The 19,274-nt window shown below is 40.4% G+C and carries 16 protein-coding genes; 14 read left to right on the top strand and 2 right to left on the bottom strand.

Annotation, left to right across the window (positions count from 1 at the left end; translation table 11 throughout):
• Positions 1-30 precede the first annotated feature (30 nt).
• The gene (locus LZZ90_RS04925) at positions 31-420 is read right to left on the bottom strand and encodes an SPOR domain-containing protein (RefSeq protein ID WP_237789570.1); all 390 of its coding nucleotides are present in this window, start codon (positions 418-420) and stop codon (positions 31-33) included.
• Positions 421-631: 211 nt separating this feature from the next.
• Between LZZ90_RS04925 and LZZ90_RS04920 the strand changes: the two genes are divergently transcribed.
• Genes LZZ90_RS04920 through LZZ90_RS04880 form a run of 9 tightly spaced genes read left to right on the top strand, consistent with a single transcriptional unit; the run spans position 632 to position 12,718 of the window.
• A complete protein-coding gene (locus LZZ90_RS04920) occupies positions 632-1,942 on the top strand; it encodes a c-type cytochrome (RefSeq protein WP_237789569.1) in 1,311 nt (436 codons plus the stop codon).
• Positions 1,943-1,972: 30 nt separating this feature from the next.
• A complete protein-coding gene (locus LZZ90_RS04915) occupies positions 1,973-5,026 on the top strand; it encodes a TAT-variant-translocated molybdopterin oxidoreductase (RefSeq protein WP_237789568.1) in 3,054 nt (1,017 codons plus the stop codon).
• A 39-nt stretch (positions 5,027-5,065) separates the two neighbouring features.
• The gene (nrfD, locus tag LZZ90_RS04910; RefSeq protein WP_237789567.1) at positions 5,066-6,472 is read left to right on the top strand and encodes an NrfD/PsrC family molybdoenzyme membrane anchor subunit; all 1,407 of its coding nucleotides are present in this window, start codon (positions 5,066-5,068) and stop codon (positions 6,470-6,472) included.
• A 6-nt stretch (positions 6,473-6,478) separates the two neighbouring features.
• Complete coding sequence (locus tag LZZ90_RS04905; protein WP_237789566.1) at positions 6,479-7,006, top strand: DUF3341 domain-containing protein; 528 nt, start codon at positions 6,479-6,481, stop codon at positions 7,004-7,006.
• 8 nt (positions 7,007-7,014) lie between these two features.
• The gene (locus tag LZZ90_RS04900; RefSeq protein ID WP_237789565.1) at positions 7,015-7,566 is read left to right on the top strand and encodes a cytochrome c; all 552 of its coding nucleotides are present in this window, start codon (positions 7,015-7,017) and stop codon (positions 7,564-7,566) included.
• Positions 7,567-7,587: 21 nt separating this feature from the next.
• A complete protein-coding gene (locus LZZ90_RS04895) occupies positions 7,588-9,108 on the top strand; it encodes a quinol:cytochrome C oxidoreductase (RefSeq protein ID WP_237789564.1) in 1,521 nt (506 codons plus the stop codon).
• 19 nt (positions 9,109-9,127) lie between these two features.
• A complete protein-coding gene (locus tag LZZ90_RS04890) occupies positions 9,128-10,285 on the top strand; it encodes a cytochrome c oxidase subunit II (protein WP_237789563.1) in 1,158 nt (385 codons plus the stop codon).
• A 35-nt stretch (positions 10,286-10,320) separates the two neighbouring features.
• Complete coding sequence (locus tag LZZ90_RS04885; RefSeq protein ID WP_237789562.1) at positions 10,321-12,123, top strand: cbb3-type cytochrome c oxidase subunit I; 1,803 nt, start codon at positions 10,321-10,323, stop codon at positions 12,121-12,123.
• A 31-nt stretch (positions 12,124-12,154) separates the two neighbouring features.
• Positions 12,155-12,718, top strand: a complete 564-nt coding sequence (locus tag LZZ90_RS04880; RefSeq protein WP_237789561.1) for a MepB family protein — start codon at positions 12,155-12,157, stop codon at positions 12,716-12,718.
• Positions 12,719-12,765: 47 nt separating this feature from the next.
• Here LZZ90_RS04880 and LZZ90_RS04875 read toward each other — a convergent pair whose 3' ends face one another.
• Positions 12,766-14,172: an APC family permease gene (locus tag LZZ90_RS04875; protein WP_237789560.1), complete on the bottom strand. Its 1,407-nt coding sequence runs from the start codon at positions 14,170-14,172 to the stop codon at positions 12,766-12,768.
• Between the two features lie 91 nt (positions 14,173-14,263).
• Between LZZ90_RS04875 and LZZ90_RS04870 the strand changes: the two genes are divergently transcribed.
• From LZZ90_RS04870 to LZZ90_RS04850, 5 genes are all read left to right on the top strand, one after another.
• Positions 14,264-14,491: a (4Fe-4S)-binding protein gene (locus LZZ90_RS04870; RefSeq protein ID WP_237789559.1), complete on the top strand. Its 228-nt coding sequence runs from the start codon at positions 14,264-14,266 to the stop codon at positions 14,489-14,491.
• Complete coding sequence (locus tag LZZ90_RS04865) at positions 14,484-14,789, top strand: GNAT family N-acetyltransferase (protein ID WP_237789558.1); 306 nt, start codon at positions 14,484-14,486, stop codon at positions 14,787-14,789. The genes LZZ90_RS04870 and LZZ90_RS04865 overlap by 8 nt, the downstream gene beginning before the upstream one ends.
• 63 nt (positions 14,790-14,852) lie before the next feature.
• Entirely contained in the window at positions 14,853-15,875 is a 1,023-nt protein-coding gene (gene ruvB, locus LZZ90_RS04860; protein ID WP_237789557.1) for a Holliday junction branch migration DNA helicase RuvB, read from the top strand.
• 99 nt (positions 15,876-15,974) lie between these two features.
• Entirely contained in the window at positions 15,975-16,901 is a 927-nt protein-coding gene (gene queG / locus LZZ90_RS04855) for a tRNA epoxyqueuosine(34) reductase QueG (RefSeq protein ID WP_237789556.1), read from the top strand.
• Between the two features lie 63 nt (positions 16,902-16,964).
• Entirely contained in the window at positions 16,965-19,259 is a 2,295-nt protein-coding gene (locus LZZ90_RS04850) for an NADP-dependent malic enzyme (RefSeq protein ID WP_237789555.1), read from the top strand.
• Positions 19,260-19,274: the final 15 nt, after the last annotated feature.

Raw genomic sequence — 19,274 nt, 5'->3', positions numbered from 1 at the left:
AAAAAGTCCCGATACATAATCGGGACTTTTTTATTTGTTTGGGCGAATCAAAAGTGCGTTCGGATATTTTTTTAGGATTTCTTTATAGTTGCGTTCGGCTTCAATTCGGGTTTTAAATGTTCCTACCCAAACCTTAAAGGTCGGATCGGTATAAACGATGGTTCCGTCCAATTGCCGGAATTCTTTTTTAAATTGGGAGAGTGTCTTTTTGGCTTCTTCGTTGCTTCCGTAGAAAATCTGCACTTTGTAGCGGTCGTTCACGGTAATCGAGGAGTTAATTTTTCTTTTCTCGTTTAGTAGTTTTTCAAACCGACTGTCCTGTATTATGTTAATTTTTCCAGTTTGCGAAAATGATTTTTGGCAGAAAAGAAATACAAATAAAAGACAGCAATAAAAGGCTTTGGTTCTTAAAATTCTCATAATGAAGTATATTTGAGGCAAAAATACAATTAAAAAAAATACGGCAAAAGGAGTAATTTATTTAGAATTGATATAAATTACAATTTAAGATAAATTTAAGGTTTTGATAATAGCTCATAAGTCGTATTTTTGTCCGAGTTTATAAATAGGGTGTGTTTTGCGCATTCGTGTAAAAAATCATACCAAATTTAGTCGATAATCATTTTTAATTATGAAAAACGTGGGTAACCATAACTCGATTTCTAAAAAATTATTGTTCAGTTTAGCGCTAGTTTTGTCGCTTTCACTGACTTCTTTAGCACAAGATGCTGCTGCTCCTGCGCCGGCTGCTGGTGCTGGTGATCCTGTTGCCGGTAAGGCAATTTTTAATGCGAACTGTGCTGCTTGTCACAAGTTGGATGCGAAAATGACGGGGCCTGCGCTTCGTGGTGTTGCAGACAAATACGACAAAGAATGGTTGTATAAATGGATCCACAACAGTGGTGAGCTTATCAAATCTGGTGATGCTCAAGCAGTTAAAGTTTTTGAAGAGAACAATAAAGTAGCCATGACGGCTTTTCCTCAGTTATCAAACGCTGATATTGACAACATTATTGCCTATACTTCTCAGCCTAAAGAAGAGGCTCCTGCGGCAGCGGCAGCTGGGGCTACTGGAGGTGCAAGTGCTGAAGGTGGAGTTTCTAACAATTTGATTTTAGGGATTTTAGCAGTTGTTTTGGCAATGTTGGTAGGTATGCTTCTTTTTGTGAGAAACGTGCTTGGTAAAATCGCAAAAGCTAACGGAATTGAAGCTCCGGTAAAAGAGGCTTCTTTGCCGATCTGGAAAGCATTTGCTAAAAATCAATTCTTGGTATTGGTTTCAACAATCGTAATGATTTTAGTTGGGATGTACTTTATCTACGGTTACTTGATGCAAGTAGGGGTGGATCAAAACTACGAGCCGATTCAGCCAATCCATTTCTCGCACAAAATTCACGCTGGGGATAATAAAATAGACTGTAAATACTGTCACTCTTCTGCTCGTGTGAGTAAAACTTCAGGAATTCCTTCTTTGAATGTTTGTATGAACTGTCACAAAAACATCAATGAATTTCAAGGGGATAAAGATTCTACGTATGTGGATTACTCTAAAGAGTTTTATACTGCTGAAATTCAGAAAATCTACGACGCAGTGGGTTGGGATAAGACCGCACAGAAATATACTGGTAAAGTGAAGCCGGTGAAGTGGGTGCGTGTGCATAACCTTCCTGATTTCGTATACTTCAATCACTCTCAGCACGTAAGTGTTGCAGGAGTAGAGTGTCAGAAATGTCACGGTCCTGTGGAAACTATGGAAGTAATGAGACAACATGCTCCACTAACAATGGGATGGTGTGTGAACTGTCACAGAGAAACTGACGTAAAAGTTGAAGGTAACGAGTACTACAAGAAAATTCACGATGAACTTTCCAAAAAATACGGTGTAGACAAATTGACGGCTGCACAAATGGGAGGTTTAGAATGTGGTAAGTGTCACTATTAATAATTAATAAGAAGCTAATATCTATATACAATGGCATCAAACAAAAAATACTGGAAAAGTGTTGAGGAACTGGACCAAAACAGTTCTATTGTTGAGACGCTAAGAAACAATGAATTTGTTGAGGAAATTCCAACGGATGAATTTCTTGGGGACGGAGCTACTCTGTCTGCTTCTTCAACAACTCGTCGTGACTTTTTGAAATACGTTGGATTTTCAACTGCAGCTGCTTCTTTGGCTGCATGTGAAGGTCCGGTTGTTAAGTCTATTCCTTATGTAGTTCAACCTGAAGAGATTATTCCTGGTGTTGCAGATTATTATGCAACAACGATGATGGATGGTTTTGATTTTGCAAACATCTTGATCAAAACACGTGAAGGTCGTCCTATTAAAGTAGAAAATAATAATTTACCGAATGCAAAATTTGGTGCAAACGCGAGAGTTCACGCTTCTGTGTTGTCTTTGTATGACAGCATGCGTTTGAAACAGCCAAAAATTGCTGGTAAAGAAGCTACTTGGGCAGAAGTTGATGCTAAAGTGGCAAAGAGTTTGTCTGAAGCGAAAGCTAAAGGAGGACAGGTAGTGTTATTGACTAACACTATGGCAAGCCCTTCTACTGATAGATTAATTGCTGAATTCATCGCAAAAAACCCAACTGCTAAGCACGTAGTTTACGATGCAGTTTCTTCTTCAACGGCTTTGGATGCGTTCCAAATGGCATACGGAGAAAGAGCTTTGGCCGATTACGATTTCTCAAAATCTGATGTAATTGTTTCTGTTGGTGCTGATATCTTAGGAGACTGGCAAGGAGGTAACTACGATACAGGTTATGCAAAAGGGCGTGTTCCGAAAAACGGAAAAATGTCTAAGCATATCCAGATCGAGGCAAATATGTCTTTAGCAGGGGCTAATGCAGATAAGCGTATTCCATTGACTGTTACAGAGCAAAAACATGCTTTAGTAAAAATATACAACGCTGTTACAGGTTCTTCTGTTGGCACTAATAATTTAGGAAAACAAGAAGAAGCAGTAGCGAAAGCTGCACAACAATTGAAAGCGGCTGCTGGAAAAGGGGTTTTGGTTTCTGGTTTGGATGATGTTAACGCACAATTATTGGTGTTGGCAATCAATAAAGCTTTGAATTCTGAAGCGTTTAATCCAGCTGGAGCTCGTTTGATCCGTAAAGGAGATAACAAAGCGGTTGCACAATTGGTTGCAGATATGAAATCAGGTGCGGTTCACACTTTGATTATGAATGGTGTTAACCCGCTTTACACTTTGCCAAATAGTGCAGATTTTGCTGAAGGTTTAGGGAAAGTAAAATTGTCGGTTTCTTTTACTCAAAGAGAAGATGAAACTGCAATTAAATCAAACATCGCAGCTCCAACTCCTCATTATTTAGAGTCTTGGGGTGATGTGATGATTGCAAAAGGGAATTATGCGGTTACTCAGCCGACAATCCGTCCTTTGTTTGATACAAAACAATTCCAGGAGGCATTGCTGTCTTGGACTGGAAATACAACTTCATATTACGATTTTCTTAAAACGGTTGGTTCTTCTGTTGCTGCCGGTACTACTTGGAACAAATTAGTTCACGACGGTGTTCATACCTTCGAAGCTGGTGTTGCTGGTTCAGGTGCTGCTGATTTCGCAGGTGCTGCTTCTGCTTTAGCTCAGGCTAAAAACGAAGGAGGATTGGAATTGGTTTTGTACACTAAAACCGGAATGGGAGATGGTCAACAGGCTAACAACCCTTGGTTACAAGAATTCCCGGATCCTATCACTAGAGCTTCATGGGATAACTATGTGACGGTTTCTAAAAAAGATGCTGAGAAAATCGGTTTGACAAATTATAATGTTGCTAATGGTGGTCTTAACGGAAGCTATGCTACGGTTGAAGTAGCTGGTGTGAAGTTAGAGAACGTTCCGGTAATTATTCAACCAGGTCAGGCTGTTGGAACTATCGGTTTAGCTTTAGGTTACGGAAGAAAAGAGGCAATGAAGACTGAAATGCAGGTTGGGGTTAATGCATACAAATTGTACGCTAACTTAAACGCAAATCAGGTTGCTAAAGTAACTAAAGGTGACGGAGACCACGAATTTGCTTGTGTTCAGTTACAAAAAACTTTAATGGGTAGAGGTGATATCATCAAAGAAACTACTCTTGAAGTATTCAATACCAAAGATGCTGAAATCTGGAATCCAATTCCAATGGTATCTTTAGATCATAAAGAGACTCCAGCTACGGAGGTTGATTTATGGAACTCTTTCGACCGTTCGGTAGGTCATCACTTTAACTTATCTATTGACTTGAATTCATGTACCGGATGTGGTGCTTGTGTTATTGCCTGTCACGCAGAGAACAACGTTCCTGTAGTTGGTAAGTCTGAAGTTAGAAGAAGCCGTGATATGCACTGGTTGCGTATCGACCGTTACTATTCTTCGGAAGAGACTTTCGACAAAGACGTGAAGTTAAAAGAAAGTGCAAAAGGCTTATCAGATTCGATCACAACCTTCACAGGAATGGAAGATCCTTCTGAAAACCCACAAGTTGCATTCCAACCGGTAATGTGTCAGCACTGTAACCACGCACCGTGTGAAACTGTTTGTCCTGTTGCGGCAACTTCTCACGGTCGTCAGGGGCAAAACCACATGGCGTACAACCGTTGTGTTGGTACTCGTTACTGTGCTAACAACTGTCCTTATAAAGTACGTCGTTTCAACTGGTTCTTGTACAACAAAAACAGTGAGTTCGATTACCACATGAATGACGATTTAGGTCGTATGGTATTGAACCCGGATGTAAACGTTCGTTCTCGTGGGGTTATGGAGAAATGTTCAATGTGTATCCAAATGACACAGGCAACAATCCTTAAAGCGAAGCGTGAAGGAAGAACCGTTGCTAAAGACGAATTCCAAACAGCATGTTCGGCAGCTTGTACTAGCGGAGCAATGGTGTTCGGTGATGTAAATGATAAAGATTCTGAAGTGGCTAAATTAGCAGAAAGTGAAAGAATGTATCATTTGTTGGAGCACATCGGTACTAAACCAAATGTTTTCTATCACGTTAAAGTTAGAAACAACTAAGAGTAGTAAATTAATTAATAAGAAACAATATAAAGGATTATGTCGTCTCATTACGAAGCACCCATTAGAAAACCTTTAGTTATAGGTGATAAATCTTATCACGATGTAACAGTAGACGTGGCTAAGCCTGTTGAAGGTAAAGCGAACAAACTATGGTGGACAGTATTTTCCATTGCATTAGCAGCTTTCCTTTGGGGAGCAGGATGTATGGTGTACACCATTTCTACCGGTATCGGAACATGGGGATTAAATAAAACAGTTGGTTGGGCTTGGGATATCACTAACTTCGTTTGGTGGGTAGGTATCGGTCACGCCGGAACTCTTATCTCTGCCGTATTATTATTATTCCGCCAAAAATGGAGAATGGCGATTAACCGTTCTGCAGAAGCGATGACTATCTTCTCGGTAGTTCAGGCAGGTTTATTCCCAATCATTCACATGGGGCGTCCATGGTTAGGCTACTGGGTATTACCAATTCCAAACCAGTTCGGTTCGTTATGGGTTAACTTTAACTCGCCGTTATTGTGGGACGTATTCGCGATTTCAACGTATCTTTCGGTATCATTGGTTTTCTGGTGGACTGGTTTATTACCTGACTTCGCTATGATCCGTGACCGTGCGGTAACTCCTTTCAACAAAAGAATTTATTCCATCCTTTCTTTTGGATGGTCAGGTAGAGCTAAAGATTGGCAACGTTTCGAAGAGGTTTCACTTGTACTTGCTGGATTAGCAACACCACTTGTACTTTCGGTTCACACGATTGTATCCTTTGACTTCGCGACTTCGGTTATTCCGGGGTGGCACACTACAATCCTTCCTCCGTACTTCGTTGCGGGAGCGATTTTCTCAGGATTCGCGATGGTAAACACACTACTTATCATCATGAGAAAGGTTTGTAATTTAGAAGACTATATCACAATTCAGCATATCGAATTAATGAACATCGTAATCATGATTACGGGATCAATCGTTGGATGTGCTTATATTACTGAGTTGTTTGTGGCTTGGTATTCAGGAGTAGAGTACGAGCAGTACGCTTTCTTAAACCGTGCTACAGGACCTTACTGGTGGTCGTACTGGTTGATGATGACTTGTAACGTATTCTCTCCACAGTTCATGTGGTTCAAAAAATTAAGAACCAGCATTATGTTCTCGTTCATTATTTCCCTTGTGGTAAATATCGGTATGTGGTTTGAGCGTTTCGTAATTATCGTGACTTCTTTACACAGAGATTATTTACCGTCATCTTGGACAATGTTCCAGCCAACATTTGTTGATGCGGGTATCTATATCGGTACAATTGGTTTCTTCTTCGTATTATTCTTATTATATTCAAGAAGTTTCCCTGTAATTGCTCAGGCAGAGGTTAAAACAATTTTGAAAACCTCAGGTGACAACTACAAAAGAGAAAGAGAAAAAGAAGGACATCATTCACATAATCATTAATAGATCATGAGTACGAATAAAGTTATACATGCGATATACACTGATGATGACGTTTTAATGGACGCAGTAAAGGCAACCCGAGCTGCACATCATCATATTGAAGAAGTTTATACGCCGTTCCCGGTTCACGGATTGGACAAAGCTATGGGATTAGCACCCACAAGAATTGCAATTGCATCGTTCATTTACGGATGTATTGGACTAACGGTAGCAGCCAATTTGTTGAATTACATCATGATTTTGGATTGGCCTCAGGACATTGGTGGTAAACCAAGTTTCGCGTTTTACCAAAACATGCCTGCGTTCGTTCCGGTTATGTTTGAGTTAACGGTTTTCTTTGCAGCACACTTAATGGTTATCACTTTCTACTTAAGAAGTAAGTTATGGCCATTCAAATCGGCTGAGAACCCAGATGTTAGAACTACAGACGATCACTTCTTGATGGAAGTTGCCGTTAGTGGTAATGAAGATGATATGGTTTCGTTCTTTAAGAATACAGGAGCTGTAGAAGTTAAAGTAATTGATAAGCATTAATAGAAGATATGAAAGCCTTATATAAAATAGTAGCAGTAGTAGGTGTGTCCATAGCGGCTACTTCTTGCTTTGACAAATCAAAACCTAACTATCAGTTCTTCCCGAATATGTACGAATCAGTAGCTTACGAAACGTATTCTCAGTCTTCTGCATTCAAAGGAGGAAAAGAAGGGTTGAAACCAGCAAAAGGAAGTATCAAAAGAGGATTTCAGCCTTATGAAGTTCCTAATACTCCTGCAGGGTATGAGTTCGCAAAAGCTAACTTAAAATCACCGCTTGATTCCTTATCAGTGAATCCTGAAAAAGGGAAAGAGTTGTTCGGTATTTACTGTGCAATTTGCCACGGTGAAAAAGGTGACGGAAAAGGAAACTTGGTTAAAAGAGAGAAATTCTTAGGAGTTCCTAGCTACGCCGACCGTCAAATTACTGAAGGAAGTGTATTTCACGTGGAAACTTACGGTTTGAATGCCATGGGTTCTCATGCTAACCAGTTAACGCAAGAAGAGCGTTGGTTAGTGGCAAGACACGTAATGACACTAAAAGGAGAATTAAGTAAATAAAACTCATTTGAAAGTTTAGATATGTACACATTTTCAAACAAATTAAAAACTTTTGCATTTGTCCTGATGGCTTTAGGGTTGATGGGGATTGCTTATGGTTTTTTAAGTGCGCCAAAAACTACGCAAGACGTAGAAAAAATATTAGCTGAGAGTCATCACGGAGGACATCATGCCGAAGCGACTACTCATGATGCTCATGCTGCAGCTCCGGCTGCTGAAGAGCACAATGCTGAAAAAGAAGTTGATGCTAAACTTGAAGCTATCGCACATGAAGCTAAAACTCATGAAGTAGCTGCTGATTCGGTACACAAAACCGAAACAGACTCAACTCACGCTGCTGCACCGGTAGCAGAAGAAGAGCATCACGAGGCTCATGCTGCGACTGCTGAAACACATGAAGTTGACGCTCACAAAGAGCACCAAGAACATTTAGAGCACGTATTGCACCAGTTGCAAAACAAGCCTTGGGCTGCATTGTACGTGGCTTGTATTTTCTTCTTGTTGATTTCTGTTGGAGTATTGGCATTCTATGCGATCCAATGGGCGGCTCAAGCGGGGTGGTCTCCGGTATTATTCCGTGTGATGGAAGGTATTACAGCTTACTTGTTACCAGGTTCGATCATCTTTATTGTTTTATTAGTAGCTTGTGGAATGCACATGAATCATTTATTCGTATGGATGGGTGAAGGTGTTACAGACCCTGCAAGCCCTAATTACGATGCCATCATTGCTGGTAAATCAGGATTCTTGAATGTTCCTTTCTTCTTAGGAAGAGCAGTGGTTTTCTTAGCAGGTTGGAATTTATACCGTTACTTGTCAAGAAAGAACTCTTTAGCACAAGATAACGCTTCAGACGATTCGTTCTACAAAAAGAATTTCAAAATGGCGGCCGGTTTCTTAGCGTTCTTCATCGTTACTGAATCAATTGCATCTTGGGATTGGGTAATGTCTGTAGATCCTCACTGGTACAGTACTTTATTTGGATGGTATGTGTTCGCCAGCTTCTTTGTAAGTGGAATCACGACTATTGCATTTGTTACTTTATACTTAAAATCTAAAGGTTATTTAGAATATGTGAATACTAGTCACATTCATGATTTAGCGAAATTCATGTTTGGTATCTCTGTTTTCTGGACGTACTTATGGTTCTCGCAATTCATGTTGATGTGGTATTCCAACATTCCGGAAGAGGTAACTTACTTCGTAACCAGAATCGAGCACTTCAAATTACCATTCTTCGGTATGGTTGTTTTGAACTTCGTACTTCCGATCTTAATTTTGATCAATACCGATTTCAAACGTTTGACTTGGATCATTGTAATGGCAGGTATCATTATCTTAACAGGTCACTATATTGATTTCTTCAACATGATCATGCCAGCTACAGTTGGTGATCAGTGGTTCATTGGTGCTGCAGAATTAGGTGCTTTAGCATTCTTCTTGGGATTATTTATTTTGGTGGTATTTACAGCTTTAACTAAAGCTCCTTTATTAGCAAAACGCAATCCGTTAATCGAAGAAAGTAAACATTTTCATTATTAATATTTAAAGTAATAAACAAATGACAAGTTTATTGATACTTATAGTTGTAGTTTTATTAGGAGTTGCGATTTGGCAATTAACTAAGATATTCGATTTAACACAAGTTGGTGCAAAATGTGACGATTCACAAGTTGCTAATGATAAAGACAATAATGTAAATGGTTACTTAATGTTTGGGTTCCTTGTCTTTATTTACCTGACAACAATTTATTGTGTGGTTAAATTCGGTCATTTCCCATTGATGGACGGTTCTGCTTCTGAGCACGGTCCGGATTACGACCGTTTAATGTGGATTTCCATGATTTTGATTTTCATTGTACAGACCATAACTCAAGCTTTGTTACACTTCTTTGCGTATAAATACAGAGGTCAAGAAGGAAGAAAAGCATTGTACTTTGCAGACAACGATAAATTAGAGTTCATCTGGACTATTATTCCAGTAATTGTTTTGGCTGGTTTGATCCTTTACGGATTGTACGCTTGGACTAACATTATGTTTGTGGATGAAGAAGAAGGAGATCCAATTTATGTTGAGCTTTATGCAAAACAGTTCAGCTGGGAAGCACGTTACGCTGGAGCAGATGAAACTTTAGGAAAAGCTAACGTTCGTTATATTGAGGGAGTTAATACATTAGGGGTTGATATGTCAGATCCTAACGCTCAAGATGACAAACAAACTCAAGAGTTGCATTTGCCAGTAGGAAGAAAAATTATTTTCAAAATGCGTTCTCAGGATGTATTGCATTCGGCTTATATGCCTCACTTCCGTGCACAGATGAACTGTGTTCCTGGGATGGTTACTCAGTTTTCATTCACCCCGACTGTAACAACAGATCAGATGCGTTCTAGCGCTGATATGACTGAAAAAGTTGCAACGATCAACAAAATCCGTGCTAAGAAAAGCGCAGAATTAGTTGCTGAAGGAAAAACGGCTTTAGAACCTTATACTTTTGATTACTTATTATTATGTAATAAAATTTGCGGACCTTCACACTATAACATGCAAATGAAAATTATTGTAGAAAGCGAAGCGGATTTCAAAAAATGGTTAAGTGAAAAACCAACTTTGAGTAAAGTAGTTAATGAGGCAAAAGCTTCTGAAAAAAAACCGGCTGCTGAAGGTGCTACGGCTCCAGCTGCAGATTCAGCAAAAGCAATTGCTCAGGTTGTAAAATAAAAATTGTTTTTTAATACTATTCAAATTAAAAAAATATGTCAGCAGTAGGACACGAATTAAGTCACGATCACGGACACGACCACGAACACCACCATAAAGATACTTTTATTACAAAGTACATCTTTAGTATCGACCATAAAATGATCGCCAAACAATACCTTATTACAGGTCTTATCATGGGAATCATTGGAGTTACGATGTCATTGTTATTCCGTATGCAGATTGCATGGCCGGAAGAGTCTTTTGGGATCTTTAAATTCCTTTTAGGAGAAAAATTTGCTCCGGGAGGAGTGATGCGAAATGATATTTATCTTGCCCTTGTAACCATTCACGGTACCATCATGGTATTCTTCGTGTTAACAGCTGGTTTAAGTGGTACTTTTAGTAACTTGTTGATTCCGTTGCAGATTGGAGCACGTGATATGGCTTCCGGATTTATGAACATGATTTCATACTGGTTGTTCTTTATTTCAACAATTATCATGTTATGTTCTTTGTTTGTTGAATCTGGACCGGCTTCAGCAGGTTGGACAATTTATCCTCCACTTTCTGCTTTACCACAAGCGATCCCTGGATCAGGAACTGGTATGACGCTTTGGTTGGTATCTATGGCTATCTTCATTGCTTCGTCTTTGATGGGGTCTTTGAACTACGTTGTTACAGTAATCAACTTAAGAACTAAAGGAATGTCGATGACAAGATTGCCACTTACAGTTTGGGCTTTCTTTGTAACTGCTATCATTGGTATTGTATCGTTCCCGGTATTATTATCTGCAGCTTTATTGTTGATTTTCGATAGAAGTTTCGGTACTTCGTTCTTCTTATCTGATATCTTTATCTCAGGAGAGGTTTTGCATTACCAAGGAGGTTCTCCCGTATTGTTTGAGCACTTGTTCTGGTTCTTAGGACACCCTGAGGTATACATTGTATTATTACCGGCTTTAGGTATCACTTCTGAAATTATTGCAACCAATTCACGTAAACCAATTTTTGGTTACCGTGCGATGATTGCTTCGATTTTAGCGATCGCCTTCTTGTCAACTATCGTTTGGGGACACCACATGTTCATTTCAGGAATGAACCCATTCTTAGGATCAGTGTTTACCTTTACAACATTATTGATTGCAATTCCTTCTGCAGTAAAAGCGTTCAACTATATTACGACTCTTTGGAAAGGTAACCTTCAGATGAACCCAGCAATGTTGTTCTCTATCGGATTGGTTTCTACGTTCATCACTGGTGGTTTGACAGGTATTATCCTTGGAGATTCTACTTTGGATATCAACGTTCACGATACGTATTTCGTTGTTGCTCACTTCCACTTAGTAATGGGTATCTCTGCACTTTACGGATTCTTTGCCGGAGTGTACCACTGGTTCCCTAAAATGTTCGGAAGAATGATGAACAAAAACATGGGTTACATCCACTTCTGGGTTACAGCAGTTTGTGCTTACGGGGTTTTCTTCCCAATGCACTTCATCGGTATGGCTGGTCTTCCTAGACGTTACTATACGAACACTGCCTTCCCATTATTTGACGATTTAGCTGATGTTAACGTATTGATTACTGTGTTTGCTTTAGTGGGTGCTGCGTTCCAATTAGTATTTATCTGGAACTTCTTCTACAGTATTTTCTACGGTAAGAAAGCGGTTCAGAATCCTTGGAAATCGAATACTTTAGAATGGACTACTCCAGTAGAGCACATGCACGGTAACTGGCCAGGAGAAATTCCTCACGTACACCGTTGGGCTTACGATTACAGCAAGCCAGGTCACGACGACGATTTCGTTCCTCAAACAGTGCCTTACAAAGACGGAGAAGAACAACTTCATCACTAAGATTATAATTCATATATCAGAAGCCTTTCCTTTGGGAGAGGCTTTTTTTTTAAAGTTGTTATTTTATTTGTTTAGTATGAGTTTAGAGAGATTTCCGGAGTTACTTTCTGTGGTTAAAGAGTTGTTATTTGATTCTCTTGGGTATGAAATTAACAATTTTATTTTGGATGATCAGGGTAAGGAATACAGTGCTTGTGAATTTCAATTTTCAGATTTAAAAGTTGTCTTTCGTGCAGCCAAAGTTACACCAACTAAAGTGGGGCAGTTTGTTACGTTATGGAAAAGGAACAAGAATGGAGTAACTCAGCCTTTTGATGCAACGGATCCTTATGATTTTGCCATTATAGCTGTAAGATCAGGTGAGCGTTTTGGTCTGTTTGTTTTTTCAAAGCAGGTACTTATACAACAAGGAATTTTAACTACTCAAATCCGACAAGGTAAACGAGGTTTTAGAATTTATCCTCCTTGGGATTTAGCTCCAAACAAGCAGGCACAGAAAACCCAAGAATGGCAACTGAATTATTTTTTTGAAATTAATTCGGATAATCCAGTTGATTTAGAGCGAATGAAATTACTTGGTTCTTTGAACTGTTAAAATAAAAAGCTACATCAGAACGGTGTAGCTTTTCTTTTTTATGGATGTTATTCTTTTCCTTTTGTGAGATAGTAAACAGGTATGCCGGCAAGCATAATCAAAACGCCCCAGCCACAAGTGGAAAACTTAGTGATCAAAAGCGAAATGCTAATTGCTGAAGCAATAACAATATAAAACGCGGGCAAGAAAGGATAGCCAAATGCTTTGTACGGTCGCGCGGCATCCGGTTGTTTTTTTCGGAGAATAAAAATTCCATAGATTGTTAAGATGTAGAAAATCAATACAATAATGACTACAAAATCCAATAAATCACCATATTTTCCGGTTAAGCATAATGCTGACGCCCAAATACATTGCGCCCAAAGTGCCCAAGCCGGAACGCTAAATTCGTTCAAATGGGCCGCTTTTTTAAAGAATAAGCCGTCTTTGGCCATCGTATAATAAACACGTGCTCCTGCCATAATCAAACCGTTATTACAGGCAAAAGTTGAAATCATAATCATGATGGCAATAATAAGGGTTCCGATATTTCCAAAAATATAATTGGCGGTAACCACAGCCACACGGTCAGATTTAGCAGTAGCAATCTCTTCCAAAGGAATTACCGCCACATACATCACATTGGCCAAAACATAAATTATCGTTACGATAAACGTTCCTAAAAACAAACTGAGCCCAACATTACGTTCGGGGTTTTTGATTTCTCCGGCAATAAACGTTACCCCATTCCAAGCGTCACTAGAGAATAAAGAACCTACCATCGCTGCGGAAATTCCCGTAATCAGAGCCGTGCCAGAGATGGGTAGCCAAGTTTGAGTGCCAACATTGTACGAACTTGTGTTCCAGATATCGGTCCAGTTTGCGTTCCAGATATCAGCTTTTGCTCCTATGGTCAATCCGAAAACAATTAAACCTACCAAAGAAGCAATTTTGATGATGGTTAATATCGTTTGAAGTGTTTTTCCGTTTTTTACTCCGCGACTATTGATGTAGGTCAAAAGAATGATCGTGAAAATTGAAACCAATTGTGCTGCATTTAGCTTAAACGAACCAATTTCATATAGAATATTTTCGTCACTTACTGAAGGAACCAGATAGGCTGCAAATTTCGAAAAGGCCACACCCACCGCGGCAATGGTTCCGGTTTGAATGACTCCGAAAAAACTCCATCCGTATAAAAAGGCAATGAGTTTGTTGTAGGCTTCTTTTAAGTAAACATATTGTCCTCCGGCTTTGGGAAACATGGCGCTCAATTCTCCGTAACTCACAGCGGCAATTATGGTAATGATTCCCGATAAGAGCCAGATAATCAAAAGCCATGCGGTTGATCCTACCTGTCGTGCTATATCGGCACTTACAATGAAAATTCCCGATCCAATCATGGAGCCCACCACGAGCATGGTGCCGTCCAGTAATCCTAATTCGCGTTTTAAGTGTTGGTTTTCGTCTTGCATAAAATTTTTGTTAAATCTTGCTAAAGATATAAAAACATCGGATTTCCTTTTGAATTTTTCGTAACTTTCCTAAAAGCAAAATTCGACAATTATGGAACAGGAAAAAGAATATTCGAACGGTGAAATTACCGTGGTTTGGAAACAGCATCTTTGTCAGCATTCCGGTAACTGCGTTCGTGGGTTGCCTTCAGTTTTTCGACCGAAAGTACAGCCTTGGATTGAAGTGCGCGGCGCCAGTTCCGACGAAATAATCGAACAGGTAAAAAAATGCCCTTCCGGCGCATTATCGTTTTACTACAACAAAGAAAAAGATGCATAGTTTTCAGCATGCCATTTTACTACTGAACGAAGAAAAACGGCGTTTTGAATTTGAAGTCGAAAACAGTATCGCTTATATTGAATTCATCAAAAACAACGACGGAATTGTTTTTCTGACCCACACCGAAGTTCCGGTAGAGCTTGAAGGGAAAGGTGTTGGTTCTGAAATGGTTTCCCGTACTTTGAATTGGATTAAGGAGCATGGTTATACTTTGGCTCCGTTATGTCCTTTTGTGGCAGCTTATCTGAAAAGACATTCCGAATGGGCGGATATTCTTGCGCCCGGTTTTCACGTTTGATCATAAAATCATAAACTGAGAACTGCATACTGCTAACTGAACACTTCTTGTTATCTTTGCCCTATGAATGAAAATCTGAATCCCAACAAAGAGCGTTTTACCCCGCAGGAAGTCGATATTGAAAAAGCCTTGCGTCCGTTAAGTTTTGACGATTTTACCGGCCAGGATCAGGTATTGGAAAACCTGAAAGTTTTTGTGGAAGCGGCCAATCAGCGTGGTGATGCTTTGGATCATACTTTGTTTCACGGGCCACCGGGATTAGGGAAAACTACTTTGGCAAACATTTTGGCGAACGAATTGGGTGTGGGGATCAAAATTACCTCTGGGCCTGTTTTGGATAAACCGGGAGATTTGGCTGGGTTGCTTACCAATCTGGACGAGCGTGACGTGTTGTTCATTGACGAGATTCACCGCTTAAGTCCGATTGTTGAAGAATACTTGTATTCCGCCATGGAAGATTTCAAGATTGACATCATGATTGAGAGCGGCCCCAATGCGCGAACTGTTCAGATAAATTTGAATCCATTTACTTTGGTAGGGGCAACCACGCGTTCCGGGCTTTTAACCGCGCCGATGCGTGCGCGTTTCGGAATCCAAAGCAGATTACAATACTATAATACCGAATTATTAACGACTATCGTTCAACGAAGTTCCGCAATATTAAATGTTCCGATTTCGATGGAAGCGGCAATTGAAATTGCGGGTCGTAGCCGTGGAACCCCGCGCATTGCCAACGCACTTTTGCGTCGTGTTCGCGATTTTGCCCAGATCAAAGGTAATGGGAAAATCGACATTGAAATCGCTCGTTTTGCGTTAAAAGCCTTAAATGTTGATGCACACGGATTGGACGAAATGGATAACAAAATCCTAACGACCATCATCGATAAATTCAAAGGCGGCCCGGTAGGTTTGACCACGTTGGCCACTGCTGTTTCCGAAAGCGGCGAAACCATTGAAGAAGTGTACGAGCCATTTTTAATTCAAGAAGGCTTCATCATTCGCACTCCAAGAGGGAGAGAAGTCACTGAGAAAGCCTATAAACATTTAGGAAAAATCCGAACCAACATACAGGGCGGGCTTTTTTAGGGCATTCCCTACGGGCCAGGCTTTCGTACTCGCTTTTTTTAGCTGCGCGGGGCTCCGCTAAAAAAGAGCTCAAACAATTGCTCTATCCCTAATGCAACCATGAACACGACCCTATCAAAATATACTGCCATGATAAAATCCGAAGCCCAGCGCCTCGGGTTTTTGTCTTGTGGGGTTTCCAAAGCCGGTTTCCTTGAAGAAGAAGCGCCGCGTTTGGAAGCTTGGTTGCAAAAAGGCATGCAGGGTGAGATGCACTACATGGAAAATCATTTCGACAAACGTTTAAATCCGACTTTACTGGTCGACGATGCGAAAAGCGTGATTTCCTTACTGCTCAATTATTATCCTTCCGAAGTTCAAAATCCGGAAAGTTATAAACTCTCCAAGTACGCTTACGGGCAGGATTATCACTTTGTCATCAAAGACAAACTCAAAGAATTACTGCGTTTCATCCAAACCGAAATAGGGGAAGTGTCCGGTCGCGCCTTTGTGGATTCAGCTCCGGTTTTGGATAAAGCTTGGGCGGCCAAAAGTGGTTTGGGCTGGATTGGTAAAAATGCCAACCTTCTTTCCAAACAAGTTGGTTCTTTCTTTTTTATCGCCGAATTAATTGTCGATCTGGATTTAGAATACGATACTATTGCCACCGATCATTGTGGTAAATGTACTGCCTGTATCGATGCTTGTCCAACGGAAGCGATTGTGGCACCTTATGTAGTAGACGGCAGTAAATGTATTTCCTATTTTACCATCGAACTCAAAGATAACCTGCCAATGGAAATGAAAGGCAAGTTCAACGATTGGATGTTCGGTTGCGATGTTTGTCAGGATGTTTGCCCTTGGAATCGTTTTTCCAAACCGCATAACGAACCGCTTTTCAATCCAAATCCGGAACTGTTGTCTTTCTCAAAAAAAGATTGGGAGGAAATAACGGAAGAAACCTTTCGAAAAGTCTTCAAAAATTCAGCGGTAAAGCGCACTAAATTGGAAGGATTGAAAAGAAATGTCAACTTTCTGAAAGAATAGGCTTAAAAATTTCAGAAATTATCCCGATACCGCTATCTTTGTGAGTTAGTAAACAAACAAACCATGCATAAAGACAGTAAACGAAGAGAAGCCTTATTATACCACGCTAAGCCCACACCGGGTAAAATTCAGGTTGTTCCCACTAAAAAATATGCTACACAGAGAGATTTAGCCTTGGCCTATTCTCCAGGAGTTGCTGAGCCTTGTTTAGAAATTGAAAAAGACGTTAACAACGTTTATAAATATACCGCCAAAGGAAATTTAGTAGCCGTAATCTCCAACGGAACGGCGGTTTTAGGTTTAGGGGATATTGGTCCCGAAGCCTCAAAACCCGTAATGGAAGGGAAGGGACTTTTGTTCAAGATCTTCGCCGACATCGATGTTTTTGATATCGAAGTGGATACCAAAGACGTTGATAAATTCATTGAAACGGTAAAAAATATTGCGCCTACTTTTGGAGGAATCAACTTGGAAGACATCAAAGCGCCGGAATCTTTCGAGATTGAAAGACGCTTAATCGAAGAACTGAACATTCCGGTAATGCACGACGACCAGCACGGAACGGCAATCATTTCTGCGGCAGCGTTATTGAACGCGGTGGAATTGGCCGGAAAGAAAATGCAGGAGGTAAAAGTTGTAGTTTCGGGAGCCGGATCTGCTGCGATTGCCTGTGCGAACTTATACGTTTCTTTTGGTGTGAAAGCAGAAAATATCGTAATGTTCAACAGTAAAGGGGCTTTACGTAAAGACGATCCGAAGATTTCGGAAATGCAGCGTAAGTATGCTACCGATAAAAAATACGATTCCTTAGGCGATGCCATGAAAGGAGCTGATGTATTCATTGGGCTTTCTTCAGGAGATATTGTAACTCCTGAAATGTTGTTAGGTATGTCTGAAAACCCGATTGTATTTGCGATGGCCAATCCGAAGCCTGAAATCAACTACGATTTAGCCATTGCAACCCGTAAGGATATCATTATGGCTACCGGCCGTTCCGATCATCCTAACCAGGTGAACAACGTTTTGGGGTTCCCGTTCATTTTCCGTGGTGCGCTTGACGTTCGTGCAACGAAAATCAACGAGGAAATGAAAAAAGCAGCCGTTGTGGCTTTGGCAGAATTGGCAAAAGCTTCGGTTCCTGAGCAGGTTAATATCGCTTATGGAGAGACCAAATTGGCTTTTGGTCGCGATTACATCATTCCAAAACCTTTCGATCCGCGCTTAATTGCTGAAGTTCCGCCAGCTGTTGCAAAAGCTGCTATGGAATCTGGAGTAGCTACGGCGCCAATCACCGACTGGGACAAATACCGTGAGGAGTTGTTAGAGCGTATGGGTTCGGATAACAAAATGGTTCGTTTGTTAATCAACCGTGCCAAAACCGATCCGAAGAAAGTGATTTTTGCGGAAGCCGATCATTTGGATGTGCTCAAAGCCGCTCAAATTGTAAAAGAAGAAGGCATCGGAGAACCCATCCTTTTAGGAAATAAAGAAACGATTTTAGAATTGAAAGAGGAAATCGGTTTTGATGAAGACGTTACCATCATCGATCCTAAAACCAAAGAAGAGGAAGAACGAAGAAACCGTTTTGCCAATGCGTATTGGGAATCCAGACGAAGAAGAGGAACCTCATTGTTAGACGCCCAAAAATGGATGCGCGAACGCAATTACTTCGCAGCCATGATGGTCAATGAAGGAGAAGCCGATGCTTTGGTTACCGGATATTCCAGAAGTTACCCAACGGTGGTAAAACCAATGTTAGAGTTGATCCCACAACAACAAGGTGTGACCAGAATTGCTACAACCAACATGATGATGACCAAACGAGGTCCGGTATTTTTGGCAGATACGGCCATCAATCCTAATCCTTCTGCAGAAGATTTGGCACGAATTGCTTTAATGACTGCTAAAACGGTACGCATGTTTGGGATGGAACCGGTGATTGCCATGGTTTCGTTTTCAAACTTTGGTTCGTCTTCTGATGAAAGTGCGGTGAAAATCAGAAAAGCGGTAGCGATTTTGCATGAAAATCACCCGGATTTGATTGTGGATGGAGAAATCCAAACCGACTTTGCCTTAAATCAGGAGATGTTGGCAAGCAAATTTCCGTTCTCAAAATTAGCCAATAAAAAAGTGAATACGTTAGTGTTTCCTAATCTTGACGCAGCAAACATCACATACAAAATGTTGAAGGAACTCAATAAAATTATGTCCATCGGGCCGATCATGTTAGGTTTGGAGAAACCGGTTCACATTTTCCAGTTAGGGGCTAGTGTAGAAGAAATGGTAAACATGGCGGCGGTTGCGGTAGTGGATGCACAAGAAAAAGAAAAAAGGCTGAAACAAGCTGCAAAAAAATAGATTTAGGGAATCTTT

The sequence above is a fragment of the Flavobacterium sp. SM15 genome, assembly GCF_022012335.1.
In the GTDB taxonomy this organism is placed as follows: domain Bacteria; phylum Bacteroidota; class Bacteroidia; order Flavobacteriales; family Flavobacteriaceae; genus Flavobacterium.
This window is presented reverse-complemented; position numbering and strand designations above follow the sequence as displayed.

Bases quoted from the DNA above. Each gene is read 5' to 3' on its own strand.
- nrfD (WP_237789567.1), top strand. From the start codon at position 5,066: ATGTCGTCTCATTACGAAGCACCCATTAGAAAACCTTTAGTTATAGGT.
- LZZ90_RS04885 (WP_237789562.1), top strand. From the start codon at position 10,321: ATGTCAGCAGTAGGACACGAATTAAGTCACGATCACGGACACGACCAC.
- LZZ90_RS04875 (WP_237789560.1), bottom strand. From the start codon at position 14,172: ATGCAAGACGAAAACCAACACTTAAAACGCGAATTAGGATTACTGGAC.
- LZZ90_RS04895 (WP_237789564.1), top strand. From the start codon at position 7,588: ATGTACACATTTTCAAACAAATTAAAAACTTTTGCATTTGTCCTGATG.
- LZZ90_RS04920 (WP_237789569.1), top strand. From the start codon at position 632: ATGAAAAACGTGGGTAACCATAACTCGATTTCTAAAAAATTATTGTTC.
- LZZ90_RS04850 (WP_237789555.1), top strand. From the start codon at position 16,965: ATGCATAAAGACAGTAAACGAAGAGAAGCCTTATTATACCACGCTAAG.
- LZZ90_RS04865 (WP_237789558.1), top strand. From the start codon at position 14,484: ATGCATAGTTTTCAGCATGCCATTTTACTACTGAACGAAGAAAAACGG.
- ruvB (WP_237789557.1), top strand. From the start codon at position 14,853: ATGAATGAAAATCTGAATCCCAACAAAGAGCGTTTTACCCCGCAGGAA.
- LZZ90_RS04900 (WP_237789565.1), top strand. From the start codon at position 7,015: ATGAAAGCCTTATATAAAATAGTAGCAGTAGTAGGTGTGTCCATAGCG.
- LZZ90_RS04915 (WP_237789568.1), top strand. From the start codon at position 1,973: ATGGCATCAAACAAAAAATACTGGAAAAGTGTTGAGGAACTGGACCAA.
- LZZ90_RS04905 (WP_237789566.1), top strand. From the start codon at position 6,479: ATGAGTACGAATAAAGTTATACATGCGATATACACTGATGATGACGTT.
- queG (WP_237789556.1), top strand. From the start codon at position 15,975: ATGAACACGACCCTATCAAAATATACTGCCATGATAAAATCCGAAGCC.
- LZZ90_RS04870 (WP_237789559.1), top strand. From the start codon at position 14,264: ATGGAACAGGAAAAAGAATATTCGAACGGTGAAATTACCGTGGTTTGG.
- LZZ90_RS04890 (WP_237789563.1), top strand. From the start codon at position 9,128: ATGACAAGTTTATTGATACTTATAGTTGTAGTTTTATTAGGAGTTGCG.
- LZZ90_RS04925 (WP_237789570.1), bottom strand. From the start codon at position 420: ATGAGAATTTTAAGAACCAAAGCCTTTTATTGCTGTCTTTTATTTGTA.